The sequence below is a fragment of the Rugamonas sp. DEMB1 genome (genome assembly GCF_029834475.1).
Lineage (GTDB): Bacteria > Pseudomonadota > Gammaproteobacteria > Burkholderiales > Burkholderiaceae_D > Rugamonas > Rugamonas rubra.
The window spans coordinates 2,614,860-2,628,047 of sequence record NZ_CP122407.1 but is presented as its reverse complement, the minus strand read 5'-3'; the positions used below and the strand labels follow the sequence as shown (position 1 = coordinate 2,628,047).

Genomic DNA, 13,188 nt, shown 5'->3' with positions numbered 1-13,188 from the left:
AATTCAACAAGGCAATCTACCTAGCGTCCTCCGCCAAAGTGACTAGTCCCGGGCAGCATGCGCTGCCACGGCTGCTGGGTGAGCTCGCCGGAGGCCAGTTGCGGCGGCGCCAGCAGGTCGGCCAGGCTGGCCGCGTCGAGCACCGCCAGGTAGGCGGCGGTGGCGCGGCCCAGCAGGCCCTTCAGGCCGCAGCACTCGGCGTAGGGGCAGGCCTCGCGGCCGGCGTCGAAGCAGGCGGCCATGAAGAAGTCGCTCTCGGTGCCGCGCACCACGGCGCCTATATTGATGGCCTCGGGTTCGCGCGCCAGGCGCAGGCCGCCGTTGCGGCCGCGCACCGTCTGGATCAGGCCGCTCAGGCCCAGCTGGTAGACCACCTTGGTCAGGTGGTTCTTGGAAATGCCGTGCTGGTCGGCGATGTCCTGGATCTTGACCAGGCGCTCGCGGTTGCCGGCCAGGAAGATCAGGGCGCGCAAGGTGTAGTCGGTGTATGCGGTCAGCCTCATGCTTGCATCCGTTCAAAAAATAGGGGGTGGCCAGCACCATACTGGCCAGACCGTATTATTGATGCATTTCAAATGTATGTTCATAACCTGGATCAAGAAAAACAGGCATCGAATATACATCTTTAAAAAACTTGCCTAGAATCGACGTCAGACGATCCGGTTAGTGCCGGTTCGCAAAGTTTTTCAACTACAACAAAGAGGAACCAAGCCATGCACGCTACGCGCAAACTCTGGACCTGGCTCGCGGTTATCTGCGTATTCTCCTTCGCCGTTCTCGGCTGGGTGGGTGCGGAGATCTATCTGACCGCGCCGCCGATTCCCAAACAAGTGGTCAGCATCGAAGGTAAGGTGCTGTTCTCCGAAGGCCAGGTCACCCGCGGCCAGGAAGCCTGGCTGTCGGCCGGCGGCCAGCAGCTCGGCAGCGTCTGGGGCCACGGCAGCTACGTGGCGCCGGACTGGTCGGCCGACTGGCTGCACCGCGAAGCCGTCGCCCTGCGCGAGATCTGGGCCCAGCGTGAATTTGGCGCTCCTTTCGAGCAGCTCGACGTGTCCAAGAAAGGCGCGCTGAACGCCCGCCTGAAGGAAGAGATGCGGCGCAACAGCTACGACGCCAACAGCGCCACCATCACGCTGTCGGCCGACCGGGCCGAAGCCGTGCGCCAGGTCGCCAAGCACTATATGGGCTTGTTCGGCGACGCCCGCGAACTCGACGCCCTGCGCAGCCAGTACGCCATGAACAGCAACTCGCTGACCGACCAGGACGACCTGCAAGCCCTGCCGGCCTTCGTCTTCTGGTCCGCCTGGGCCGCCGCCACCGACCGTCCCAACGAGGTCGACCTGAGCTACACCAGCAACTGGCCGCACGAACCGCTGGTCGACAACCGTCCCAGCGCCGGCGCCGGCATCTGGTCGATCGCCAGTATCATCCTGATGATCGGCGCCATCGCCGGCATGGTGATGCTGCACTCGACCGCCAAGGAGGAGGCCGACCCGGTCGCGCCCAAGGCCGACCCGCTGTTCAACCTGAAGCCAACGCCGTCCATGCTGGCCACCAAGAAATACTTCTTCGTCGTCATCGGCCTGATCCTGGCCCAGGTCGGCATGGGCGTGATCACCGCCCACTACGCCGTCGAGGGTCAAAGCTTCTTCGGCTACCCGCTGGCCGAGATCCTGCCGTTCGTCGTCAGCCGCACCATCCACACCCAGTTCGCCGTGCTGTGGATCGCCACCGCCTGGCTGGCCACCGGCCTGTACATCGCCCCCGCCATCTCCGGCCACGAGCCGAAGTTCCAAAAGCTGGGCGTCAACCTGCTGTTCTACGCGCTGCTGTTCATCGTGGTCGGCTCGACCGCCTTCGGCTGGATCGGCTCGCTGCAACACAAGGGTACCGCCTTCGCCTTCTGGATCGGTAACCAGGGCCTGGAGTTCACCAGCATGGGCCGCATCTGGCAGATCCTGCTGTTCGTCGGCCTGCTGTTCTGGGTCACCCTGCTCGGCCGCGCCCTCTGGCCCGCGCTGAAAACCCCGTCGGAAAGCCGCGGCCTGATCGTCATGGTGTTCCTCGCCGCGCTGTGCATCGGCGGCTTCTACGCCACCTCGCTGACCTGGGGCCGTCAAACCCACTATTCGATGATCGAATACTGGCGCTGGTGGTTGGTCCACCTGTGGGTCGAGGGCTTCTTCGAGGTCTTCGCCACCGCCGTCATCGCCCTGCTGTTCACCCGTCTGGGCCTGATCCGTGCCGCCACCGCCAACAGCGCCATCGTGCTCGAGACCATCGTCTTCCTGTTCGGCGGCATCCTCGGCACCCTGCACCACCTGTACTTCACCGGCACGCCGACCTTCGTGATCGCCATCGGCGCCATGTTCTCGGCCCTGGAAGTGGTGCCGCTGTCGCTGATCGGCATCGAAGCCTACCGCAACTACCAGCGCTCGAAAGTGGCACCGTGGGTCGCCACCTACAAATGGTCGATCCTGTGCTTCATCGCCGTCGGCTTCTGGAACACCATCGGCGCCGGCCTGCTGGGCTTCGCGATCAACACGCCGATCGCCCTGTACTACATGCAAGGTCTGAACCTGACCGCCGCCCACGGCCACGCCGCCCTGTTCGGTGTCTACGGCATGCTCGGCATCGGCCTGCTGTTGTTCTGCCTGCGCGGCCTGAGCGACCGCGCCGCCTGGTCCGACCGCCTGTTGGCACCGATGTTCTGGATGATCAACATCGGCCTGGGCATGATGGTGTTCATCTCGCTGGTGCCGGCCGGTATCTACCAGGCCTATGCCAGCGTCACCACCGGCATGTGGTTCGCCCGTTCGCCTGAGCTGATCCACTCGAAAGTGATGGAAACGCTGGTCTGGATGCGCGTCCCCGGCGACGTGGTGTTCTCCATCGGCACGGTGTTCCTGGCGCTGTTCGCCTGGCGCCTGATGACCGGCGGCAAGAAAGCCAGCGCCACGCAAACCGTGGCCGGCAGCAACCGCGCCTAAGGTCTGAACTGAAGTAAGCAGCACCACCCCGGGGAGGCGCGCCGATCGGCCGCCTCCCCGCTTTGACTAAATTGCCAGGAGTTTATAAAATGTCACACGATTGCTCGCGTCCCACCGGTCCCGAAGGCATCTACCCATTCGACGCGCGCGGTGTCGCCAAGCGCTTCCGCCACGCCGCCATCTTCGGCGCGCTCGATTCCCTCAACCCTGGAGAAGTCATGCGGTTCTGCAACGACCACGACCCGATCCCGCTGCTCCAGCAGATCAACAATTTCTTCGGCTCCAAGGTGAAGATCGCCTATTTGTCGCGCCAACCCGGCGAGATCATCATCGACTTCCTGGTCACCGAATCGCTGGACTAAGCTTTTTATGGATTACTACGCGCTGAAGTACCTGCACATGAGCTGCGCCGCCCTCAGCGGCGGCCTGTTCCTGTTGCGGGGATGCTGGATGCTGTTCCAGCCGGCCCGGCTGCAACAGCGCTGGGTGCGCGTGGCCCCGCATATTATCGACACGGCGCTGCTGGCCAGCGCCGTCACCCTGGCCGTGCTCAGCGGCCAGTATCCCTTGGCGCAGGGCTGGCTGAGCGCCAAGGTGCTCGCCCTGCTGCTCTACATCGTGCTGGGCACGGTGGCCCTCAAGCGCGGCAAGACCCGCGCCGTGCGCGCCGGCGCCTTCGCCGCCGCCCTCGCCTGCTTCGGCTACATCGTCGCCGTCGCCGTCAGCAAGCAAGCGCTGCCGTTCTAAGGCGGCGCGCCGCGTCGCCGGCCCGAGCCGCAGCCGCCGGGCGAGAACTGGTGGCCGCTTCCCATCCTCATGCAATCTTGGGTTTTCTGCGGCCGCGAACGGGCTGCGGGGAGGCCATGGGTTTCGTCGCTGGCGCAGGCTGCTCGGCTGGCGCCGCTTGTCGCGTCGGGCCATTGCGCCGGGTCTCTGGAATATCGATCTTGCTTCGGCCAAACGTTGCAACGATCTGGCTGAAGGCGACGCCAGGTCCGTTGAGGGAGACACGCCACGGCCCAGGCATTTGATTGGCAGCTATCTCCGCCAGACTCAGCCCGGCGGCAACCTTCTTGCGCCGGGCAAGCGCCGCCACCTTGTACCACTCCGGCGGCCCCTGAGGGGGTTTCTTTGCATCATTCATTTGGCATCTCCTGCCAATGTAGCGAATAGATATTCTAGCAAAACACGCCAGGACCGACTGCCGGCCGTCAAATCGAAACACATGTCGCATGGCCATCCTCGATTCGGCCACCAAGCCGGATCGCGTTGACGGACATCCTGGATCGACTGGCAGCCCTGAAGATGTTGCGCTCCCGATCTGTTCAAGTCCACCGGAAGCAATGGCGCATCTAAGCCAACCTTCGGCCAGAAGTCAAAGCCCATGTATCCTTCCGGATCGACTGGTCCGCGTCCGGCGGCAAACAGTCGAATGCGTTGGAAACCGAGCCGGTAAGCCGAGACCGCCATCAATCCCACACCTACCGTCCCCAACCTGTCGGGTGCGTCGGGTGACAAGTAAAGAGATGCGACATACAGCGAATCGAGCGCCGTCCCGGCCAGCTCCGCCTCCCGGTACAAAACAGTGCAGTTTTCCGACCCTTCGGGTAAAAATGGCCCCGTGGATTGAATCGCGATGCCAGCCGGAATAGGGCCTCTTTCGTGCCTTCTTAAATTGGAAACAACGTACTCATCTGGAATCATGCAGAGGCGCCCCAACGCCTTGGCGTCCAGCGTCGTCATGCCTCCATTGGGACGCTCAATGTCCATCCCCGGAAAAGACTTATCCGCAGCAATTGCCAGATAGAGATGCCCTTGAAAGAATTGCTCAGTTAGGTAATGTCCCTCCAACAGCCGTTCAATTGGCTGAACTATTCCTTCCTCAAATTCTCGAATGAATGGCATGGATGAGCACGACCGCTGTTTTGAAACAGTCTAGCAGTGCTTGCTACACGCCGAAGTCGCCGGCGACGGACGTAGATCAAACGAGTCCTAATCGCCGCCTCAGCAAGCATACGCCTGATGAAGCGGAGAACCGCGTTGCGGGGCGGCCTGGACAACGTCCCCGAGGTACTACTTCTGTGGCGCCGGCTTGACTTGCGCGTTGAAGGACTTATTGACGATTTTCCATTCGCCGTCGATCTTCAGCAGCGTCATGTAGTCGACAAACTTGATGCTGGGATAGTCCAGCACCACCTTGCCGACGGCGGCGTCCAGCGTCAGGTCGACGATTTCAAAGCTGCGCTTGCGTTGCGCCTCGTCACTCGCCGCTTTGCCGTTGAAGCGGCCGGCATACTGCTCAACGCTCCAGGAAATCAGCTTGCCGCCCATGTAGCCGGAGACTCTGGCATCGCTGGCGAAGGCCTTGCGCACGAAGTCGGCGTTGCCGGTCTCGTGGGCGCGGATGTAGTTTTGCAGCGGCACCGTTGCGGCGGCCATTTCCGTATCCTGCGCAAACACGACGGAGGTCATGCACATCATTCCAAAAAATACGGCTTTAAGTTTCATCGTGGTGGCTCATGCGGTCAATATGTTGGCGGGAAGGCGGCAGATCGCGCACGGATCGGGCGCCAGTACCAGCCGTCCGCCGTCCGCGCTCCACCCCGTTGGTACTAGAGTTTTGGAACTGGAAGCTGCTTGCGCTTTTCGATCTCGTCCTGCCTTTTTTGCTCGGCCAGGGCGGCCAGCGCCGAACCCTCGCTGTTATAGGTGGCGAAGTCGACCATGCTGACCTGGATCTTCTGGATCTCGACGCCGCTGTTCGACGATTCGGACAGGATGACGCTCAGCGTCTGCTTGCAAAACGCCAATTGCTTGTAATCGCTGCCGTAGTTGACCTGCTCGCCCATGCGCGCCTTGCAGCGATCTGGGCTGAAACTGACCTTGTTGGGGTTCGGCGCGAAGGCGATCCAATCCAGCGCGCCGGAGGTGCTCTTGGGGTCGCTGGTGGTCGGTCCGTACTTCGCGCGCAGGGCCTTTTCCATCTCGCCGCGCGAGACCGGCTTGTCAAACGCCTCGCGGCGGGCGATGGCGACTGCCGTGCTCGACTTCGGCCCGAAGCCGATTTTGACATAGCCATACTCTTTCGGCATGCTCCCCGCCTTCTCCACCTGCTTCTGGTAGTCGCGATACTGCGGCCGCGCCGGCAAGCCGAAGCCGGCCGCGTAGTCGTCCTTGACGACCAGCTTGTAGCCTTGGCCGACCAACACCTTGTCGATTTGCGCAGGGGTATCGCCTATCTTGATGCCCAGGGTTTCCATGACGATGGGTGTGTTCTGGGCGTGGGCCGTGGCGGTCAGCGCCAGCATGGCGGCGAGTTGGAGGCTGGGTTTTCTTAACATGGTTGTCCTGTATGTGAAGGGAAGCCGGTTTCCGGGCGAAGCTGGCGGCATTGCAAGTGACACCAACATTGGTAATGTAACACCATCCTGGAATTGCCCCCGCGCACTTCTCGACGAATCACACCGCAGTGTACCCAACTCAGTCCGACGGCTGCGCCGCCGCATGGATGAAACTTCGCCGGGCGAAACCTTCGCACACGATTTCCCCACCTAGTTTCAAATAGCGCCAGCTTGCGCCCGGCATGTCAGGGCCGTGCCAGCGACGGGCGCGGCTGGGCATGGTCGTCGCGCCAGCGCAGGGCGAACAGCGCCGCCATCGCGATCTCGACCACGACGGCGCTGCCGATGCCGGCGCCGGCGTGGCCGCTGGCGAATTCAAACACGCCCAGCGCCGCCAGAATCGCGCTGCCCAGCGCGAAGCCGGCACACACGCTGGCCCGGGCCACCCCGGCCGGCGCCTCCCGCACCAGGTAAAGCGTCAGCGCCAGCGCCGCGAAGAGCGCGGCATTGCGGCGCGCCACGATTCCGGCCGACTCGGCATATGCTACGTCCCACGTGTGCAGCAAGGTGGCGGGTGCGAACATCCAAGCACAAAAGAGCACGGCGCAGAGGGCGCTGGAGAGCTGCGCCAAGGTCTTGAATCGGATCATCATTGAATTCCTTTGCTTATGGGTGGAGGGACGGCCGGCGCCGCCCGCGTGGCGGCGCCGTATAGAAACAGTTGGATCATTTCCGCGTAGTGCGGCGCGAGCGGCGCGGCGGGGGTGGCCAGCCAGCGCGTCAGCACGGCCAAGCGCAGGAACACCAGGTATTCGGCCATCCGCTCGGCGCTGGCGTCGGCGCCGACCTCGCCTTCGCGCTGGCCTTGGCGTATCAGGTCGACGATCAGGCATTCAAAATCGTCGCGCTCGGGCGAATTTTGGCTAAGCTGCTGGCGGCCCAAGCGGTAGTAGAGGTAGGGAGCGACATAGGCGCGCATGCTTTCGGCGTAGGCAGCCTCTATCTCGAACACATGGAGGAAGCGCGCGGCGATACCGGGCAGGCCCGGCGCCACGGCGCGCGCGTCGGCGCGGAGCAACTGCAAGTCGTCTTGGAAGCGTTGCTGGATAAGGGCTTCCTTGGCCGGAAAATGCTTGTACAGGGTGCCGCGCGCGACGTCGGCGGCATGGGCGATGGCCTCCATCGTCACCGCCTCGTAACCCAACTCCTCGAACAATGCCCAGGCGCAGTGCAGCAAGTGCTCCTTGGACTGTTGCAGTTTGCGCGCGCGGCGGCCGGGCGGCGCCGGGTCGGCGCGGGAGGTGTCGACGGTCGTCATGTCTGGCCTTATTGTTGAACAATGCCTATAACTATACAGTGTTCAATAATATTCCGCTACCAGCTACATGGAAAACCAAGCAAGCCTGGGCCGGGCAATCTAAATCCAGATCAAGCCCGCTGCATTCGAGCAACACCCGCCGTCTTAGTTGTCTGAATATACGATCTAGATCAAGGAAAGTGTTTCCACGTACGCATAGCATGGCTACGACATCAAGTTTTTGAGCGATGTCATGCCCCCTACAAAAAAACAAGGTGAACCACATGAAGAAGACCCACAAACTTGCCGCCTCCTGGCTCGCCGGTGTAACCGCCGCCCTCTGCATGTCCCCAGTCGGCAGCGCCCCTGTCGCCACGCTGGCGGCCGACGGCTTGCCCATCGTGGTGCAGGAGCTGGTGGCGCCGCCATCGCTGCCGCCGCGCATCACCCGCAAGACCGCTGCCCACGTGGTGGTCAACCTGACCGTCGAGGAAATCGAGCGCGAGATCGCGCCGGGCACCCGTTACACCTTCTGGACCTTCGGCGGCACCGTGCCGGGCAAGATGATCCGTGTGCGCGAGGGCGACACCGTCGAACTTCACCTGCTGAACCTGCCTGACAACAAACTGCCGCACAATATCGACCTGCACGCCGTGACCGGCCCGGGCGGCGGCGCCGGCCAGACCCTGATCGCCCCGGGCAACGAGGCCAGCTTCACCTTCAAGGCGCTCAACGCCGGCCTGTACGTCTACCACTGCGCCACCGCGCCGGTCGGCATGCACGTCGCCAACGGCATGTACGGCATGATCCTGGTCGAGCCTAAAGAAGGCATGACCCCGGTCGACAAGGAATACTACGTGATGCAGGGCGACTTCTACACCACCGGCGGCTACCGCGCGCCCGGCCTGCAGGCCTTCGACATGCAAAAGGCCATCGACGAGAAGCCAACCTACGTGCTGTTCAACGGCGCCGACGGCGCGCTGACCGGCGCCGGCTCGCTGACCGCCAAGACCAACGAGTCGGTGCGCATGTACTTCGGCGTCGGCGGCCCGAACACCACCTCCAGCTTCCACATCATCGGCGCGATCTTCGACAAGGTCTACACCGAGGGCGGCAAGCACTTCCAGGAAAACGTGCAGACCACCATGGTGCCGGCCGGCGGCTCGGCCATCGTCGAGTTCACCCCGCGCGTGCCGGGCAACCTGACCATCGTCGACCACTCGCTGACGCGGGCCTTCAACAAGGGCGCCATCGGCCTGATGGCGGTCAGCGGCCCGGACAACTTCGCCATCTACGGCAAGGGCGTCAAGACCCCGCTGCCAGGCGCCAAGCCGGCCGCCAAGGCGGCCGCCAAACCGGCCGTGGCCGTCACGCCGGCGCAGAAGGTGCGCGGCAAGGAAGTCTACGAGGCCAATTGCGCCGCCTGCCACCAGTCCGACGGCAAGGGCGTCGCCGGGGTCTTCCCGCCGCTGGCCAACTCGGACTTCTTCCAGGAGCGTCCTTACGAGATGGGCCACATCGTCATCAACGGCCGCAGCGGCGAGCTGGTGGTCAACGGTGAGCACTACAACGGCGTGATGCCGCCGCAGGGACCTGAGCGATGAGGATGTCGCCGCTGTCATCAACTATGTCAGCACCGACTTCAACAAAGGCAAACCGGTGCTGACGCCGGCCCAAGTGCGCGATATGCGCAAGGTGAAGTAATGCGTCCGGGCCTGCCTCGCCGCGCCACACTGGCGGCGCGGGCGGCCCTGGTCGGCCTGCTGTATGCCGGCAGCGCCGCCAGTGCCCTCTGCGCGGACGGCGCTCCGATCACTCCAGTCAGTCAAACAGGCGCGGCGCCGGCGGTGCTGGCCGCCCGCGCCGGCATGGGCGGCGACTACCGCCCGGTGCGCGGCGGCCTGCTGCGCAGCGTGCTGCCCGGCGACGGCGTCGACTCGCCGGCGCTGGTGGCGCCGTTCCAACTGCGCACGCGGCCGGTCAGCAACGCCGAGTTCCGCGCCTTTATCCAACAACATCCCGAGTGGCGCCGCGGCGACGTGGCCGCGCTGTTCGCCGGCTCCACCTATTTACGCGGCTGGAGCGGCGCCGACGATCCGGCGCCGCTGGCCGACAACGCCCCCGTCGTCAACGTCAGCTGGTACGCCGCCCAGGCCTATTGCGCCAGCGAGCAGGCGCGCCTGCCGCGCTGGCACGAGTGGGAGTTCGCCGGCGCCGCCGACGACAGCCGCGCCGACGCGCGCGACGATCCGCTCTGGCTGGCGCGCATCCTCAACTGGTACTCCCGTCCCGGCAACACGCCGCCCGGCGCCATCGGCCAGGGCACGCCCAACTACTACGGCATGCAGGACATGCACGGCCTGGTGTGGGAGTGGGTGGAGGACTACAACGGCCTGTTCGTCAACGCCGACAGCCGCGCCAAGGGCGAGCAGAAGCAGCTCGACTACTGCGGCGGCGCCGCCGTCACCCTGGCCGACCGGCGCAACTACGCGGTGCTGATGCGCCTGGCCCTGCTGGCCGCGATGGAGAGCAACCAGGACGGCGCCAACCTGGGCTTCCGCTGCGCCCGCGACGCCGTCCCCACAATCAAAGAAAGCACACCATGAAACGCCGCACCTTCCTGCAATGCGCCGCGCTGGCGGCGGCCGTCGCCCCGCTGAGCGGCTTGCACGCCGCCGCCCTGCCCGGCGATTCCCTGTACCGCCTCAACACCGCGCTGGTGGACACGCAGAACCAGCGCTTCACCCTGGCCGACCTGGCCGGCAAGCCGCTGCTGGTCACCATGTTCTACGGCGACTGCAACACCGCCTGCCCGATCGTCATCGAGAACCTCAAGCAGACCGTGACGGCGCTCGGCGCCAGCGGCAAGAAGCTCACCGTGCTGATGGTCAGCCTCGACCCCTTCCACGACACGCCCGGCTCGCTGAGCCAGCTGATGACCACCCACAAGCTCGACCCGCGCCAGTTCCGCATCGCCGTCGCCAAGGACGAGAGCCAGACCCGCATGCTGGCCTCGGCGCTCAACATCAAGTACCGCGTGCTGGGCGGCGGCGAGATCAACCACACCACCCGCATCACCCTGCTCGACGGCGCCGGCAGCGTGCTGGCGTCCAGCAGCAAGCTCGACGTGACGCCCGATCCGGCCTTCGTCAAACAACTGCTGGCGGCGCTGAAAACGGCTTGAAAACGGCCCGGACGGCCACGGAATTAACTTGAATCAAGAACCCGCGAAATTGCCACAACTTTGGTTGACCATACCATAGCTAGTGATTAACCTACTCGTACCAACTACATCTAGTGACGAGGAGTGATCGTGGCAGCAGTTAATTTCCATAGCAACATCATCAAACGCGACGGCAGCACGCAGGCGTTCGACATCGCCAAGATCGTCTCGGCGCTGCAGCGCGCCGGCGAGGCCAGCGGCGAATACGACGCCCACACGGCGGGCAACCTGGCGCAAACGGTGGTGCTGCGGCGCAGCGCCGTCGACCACCACAGCATGCTCACCGTCGAGGTGTTGCAGGACATCGTCGAGAACGTGCTGTACGACGCCGGCTACCGCAAAACCCTGCGCGCCTACGTCATCTACCGTTCGCAGCACCAGGCGCTGCGGCAAGACCGCAAGTCGCTGATCGACGTCGAGTCCTCGATCAACGAATACCTCAACCAGCAGGACTGGCGCGTCAACGCCAACGCCAACCAGGGCTACTCGCTGGGCGGCCTGATCCTCAACGTGTCGGGCAAGGTGATCGCCAACTACTGGCTCAACCACGTCTATCCGCCGGAAGTGGGCCAGGCCCACCGCGAGGCCGACCTGCACATCCACGACCTCGACATGTTGGCCGGCTACTGCGCCGGCTGGTCGCTGCGCACCCTGCTCAACGAGGGCTTGAACGGCGTGCCAGGCAAGGTCGAATCGGGCCCGCCTAAGCACATGTCGAGCGCCATCGGCCAGATCGTCAACTTCCTCGGCACGCTGCAAAACGAGTGGGCCGGCGCGCAGGCCTTCAGCTCCTTCGACACCTACATGGCGCCCTATGTGCGCAAGGACAGCCTGAGCTACGCCGACGTCAAGCAGTACATCCAGGAGCTGATCTACAACCTCAACGTGCCGTCGCGCTGGGGCACCCAGACACCGTTCACCAACCTGACCTTCGACTGGGTCTGCCCCGAGGATCTGCGCGAGCAGGTGCCGCTGATCGCCGGCCAGGAGATGGACTTCTGCTACGGCGAGCTGCAGGACGAGATGGACATGATCAACCGCGCCTACATCGAGATCATGATGACGGGCGACGCCAAGGGCCGCGCCTTCACCTTCCCCATCCCGACCTACAACATCACCGAGGACTTCGCCTGGCACAGCCCGAACGCCGAGCTGCTGTTCGAGATGACGGCGCGCTACGGCCTGCCCTACTTCCAGAACTTCATCAACTCGGAGCTCAAGCCGAACATGATCCGCTCGATGTGCTGCCGCCTGCAGCTCGACCTGCGCGAACTGCTCAAGCGCGGCAACGGCCTGTTCGGCTCGGCCGAGCAAACCGGCTCGCTCGGCGTGGTGACGATCAACTGCGCCCGCCTCGGCCACCTGCACCAGGGCGACGAGGACGGTCTGCTGGCCGCGCTGGACCGCCTGATGGAGCTGGGCAAACAGAGCCTGGAGATCAAGCGCAAGGTGATCCAGCGGCATATGGACAACGGCCTGTTCCCCTACACCAAACGCTATCTGGGCACGCTGCGCAACCACTTCTCCACCCTGGGTGTGAACGGCATCAACGAGATGGTGCGCAACTTCAGCGGCGACGAGCACGACATCACCAGCACCTGGGGCCGCGCCTTCGCCCTGCGCCTGTTGGACCACGTGCGCGCCCGCATGCTCGAGTTCCAGGAAGAGACCGGCCATATGTACAACCTGGAGGCCACGCCGGCCGAAGGCACCACCTACCGTTTCGCCAAGGAGGACCGCAAGCGCTTTCCGGCGATCCTGCAGGCCGGCACCGACGACATGCCCTACTACACCAACTCCTCGCAGCTGCCGGTCGGCTACACCGACGACCCGTTCGAGGCGCTGGAACAGCAGGACGAGCTGCAGCGCAAGTACACCGGCGGCACCGTGCTGCACTTGTACATGACCGAGGCGCTGTCCAGCGCCGACGCCTGCCGCACGCTGGTCAAGCGCTCGCTGAGCCGCTTCGGCCTGCCCTACATCACGATCACGCCGACCTTCTCGATCTGTCCGAAGCACGGCTATTTGAACGGCAGCCACAAGTTCTGCCCGAAATGCGATGCCGATCTGATCGCGAAAAAGCAGCTGGCCGTCGCCTGACCGACGCTGCGCACCTCAACCACAATGACCAAGGAATCACCATGACCGATCTGAGCCTGACCCTGCACGCCGCCAACCAAACCGTGATGCTGGACGACAGCGAGCGCCAACCGTGCGAAATTTGGACCCGCGTGATGGGTTACCACCGCCCCGTCTCGTCCTTCAACACCGGCAAAAAAGGCGAGTTCTACGAGCGTAAATACTTCCAGGAGCCGTGCGCGGCTACCTGCCACTAAG

General features: G+C 64.0%; 14 protein-coding genes and 1 pseudogene. 8 read left to right on the top strand and 7 right to left on the bottom strand.

The window, feature by feature from the left end; translation table 11 throughout:
- Positions 1-20: 20 nt before the first annotated feature.
- Positions 21-503 carry an RrF2 family transcriptional regulator gene (locus QC826_RS11985; RefSeq protein WP_279765822.1) on the bottom strand — a complete coding sequence of 161 codons (483 nt, stop codon included), beginning with the start codon at positions 501-503 and terminating at the stop codon, positions 21-23.
- A gap of 210 nt (positions 504-713) precedes the next feature.
- Here QC826_RS11985 and QC826_RS11980 point away from each other — a divergent pair, with 210 nt between their 5' ends.
- The 3 genes from QC826_RS11980 to QC826_RS11970 all read left to right on the top strand — a co-directional run bounded on the left by QC826_RS11980 (position 714) and on the right by QC826_RS11970 (position 3,737).
- Positions 714-2,990, top strand: coding sequence for a nitric-oxide reductase large subunit (locus QC826_RS11980; protein ID WP_093390690.1), 2,277 nt, complete (start codon positions 714-716; stop codon positions 2,988-2,990).
- A gap of 89 nt (positions 2,991-3,079) precedes the next feature.
- Complete coding sequence (locus QC826_RS11975) at positions 3,080-3,352, top strand: DUF2249 domain-containing protein (RefSeq protein ID WP_093390691.1); 273 nt, start codon at positions 3,080-3,082, stop codon at positions 3,350-3,352.
- Between the two features lie 7 nt (positions 3,353-3,359).
- The gene (locus tag QC826_RS11970; RefSeq protein ID WP_279765821.1) at positions 3,360-3,737 is read left to right on the top strand and encodes a SirB2 family protein; all 378 of its coding nucleotides are present in this window, start codon (positions 3,360-3,362) and stop codon (positions 3,735-3,737) included.
- A gap of 67 nt (positions 3,738-3,804) precedes the next feature.
- Here the strand turns inward: QC826_RS11970 and QC826_RS11965 are convergent, their stop codons facing one another.
- The 6 genes from QC826_RS11965 to QC826_RS11940 form a co-directional block, all read right to left on the bottom strand.
- Positions 3,805-4,134, bottom strand: a complete 330-nt coding sequence (locus QC826_RS11965; protein WP_279765820.1) for a hypothetical protein — start codon at positions 4,132-4,134, stop codon at positions 3,805-3,807.
- Positions 4,131-4,895, bottom strand: coding sequence for a hypothetical protein (locus QC826_RS11960; protein ID WP_279765819.1), 765 nt, complete (start codon positions 4,893-4,895; stop codon positions 4,131-4,133). Before QC826_RS11960 ends, QC826_RS11965 begins: the two co-directional genes overlap by 4 nt.
- 168 nt (positions 4,896-5,063) lie before the next feature.
- Positions 5,064-5,429 (bottom strand): nuclear transport factor 2 family protein, encoded by a 366-nt coding sequence (locus QC826_RS11955; protein ID WP_279765818.1) that lies wholly within the window; start codon positions 5,427-5,429, stop codon positions 5,064-5,066.
- A gap of 173 nt (positions 5,430-5,602) precedes the next feature.
- A complete protein-coding gene (locus tag QC826_RS11950; RefSeq protein WP_279765817.1) occupies positions 5,603-6,331 on the bottom strand; it encodes a hypothetical protein in 729 nt (242 codons plus the stop codon).
- A gap of 245 nt (positions 6,332-6,576) precedes the next feature.
- On the bottom strand, positions 6,577-6,984 hold the full coding sequence (locus tag QC826_RS11945) for a hypothetical protein (protein ID WP_279765816.1): 408 nt from the start codon (positions 6,982-6,984) through the stop codon (positions 6,577-6,579).
- Positions 6,981-7,649: a TetR/AcrR family transcriptional regulator gene (locus tag QC826_RS11940; RefSeq protein ID WP_279765815.1), complete on the bottom strand. Its 669-nt coding sequence runs from the start codon at positions 7,647-7,649 to the stop codon at positions 6,981-6,983. The genes QC826_RS11945 and QC826_RS11940 overlap by 4 nt, the downstream gene beginning before the upstream one ends.
- 263 nt (positions 7,650-7,912) lie before the next feature.
- On the opposite strand from QC826_RS11940, the pseudogene nirK reads away from it, so the two are divergent.
- From nirK to nrdD, 5 genes and pseudogenes are all read left to right on the top strand, one after another.
- Positions 7,913-9,332: pseudogene (gene nirK, locus QC826_RS11935) on the top strand (copper-containing nitrite reductase).
- Complete coding sequence (locus tag QC826_RS11930; RefSeq protein ID WP_279765813.1) at positions 9,332-10,234, top strand: formylglycine-generating enzyme family protein; 903 nt, start codon at positions 9,332-9,334, stop codon at positions 10,232-10,234. The pseudogene nirK and the gene QC826_RS11930 overlap by 1 nt, the downstream one beginning before the upstream one ends.
- Positions 10,231-10,812 carry an SCO family protein gene (locus tag QC826_RS11925; protein WP_279765812.1) on the top strand — a complete coding sequence of 194 codons (582 nt, stop codon included), beginning with the start codon at positions 10,231-10,233 and terminating at the stop codon, positions 10,810-10,812. Before QC826_RS11930 ends, QC826_RS11925 begins: the two co-directional genes overlap by 4 nt.
- Before the next feature lie 129 nt (positions 10,813-10,941).
- Positions 10,942-12,951 (top strand): ribonucleoside triphosphate reductase, encoded by a 2,010-nt coding sequence (locus QC826_RS11920; RefSeq protein WP_409567800.1) that lies wholly within the window; start codon positions 10,942-10,944, stop codon positions 12,949-12,951.
- Positions 12,952-12,992: 41 nt separating this feature from the next.
- Complete coding sequence (gene nrdD, locus QC826_RS11915) at positions 12,993-13,187, top strand: anaerobic ribonucleoside-triphosphate reductase (protein ID WP_093390700.1); 195 nt, start codon at positions 12,993-12,995, stop codon at positions 13,185-13,187.
- Position 13,188: the final 1 nt, after the last annotated feature.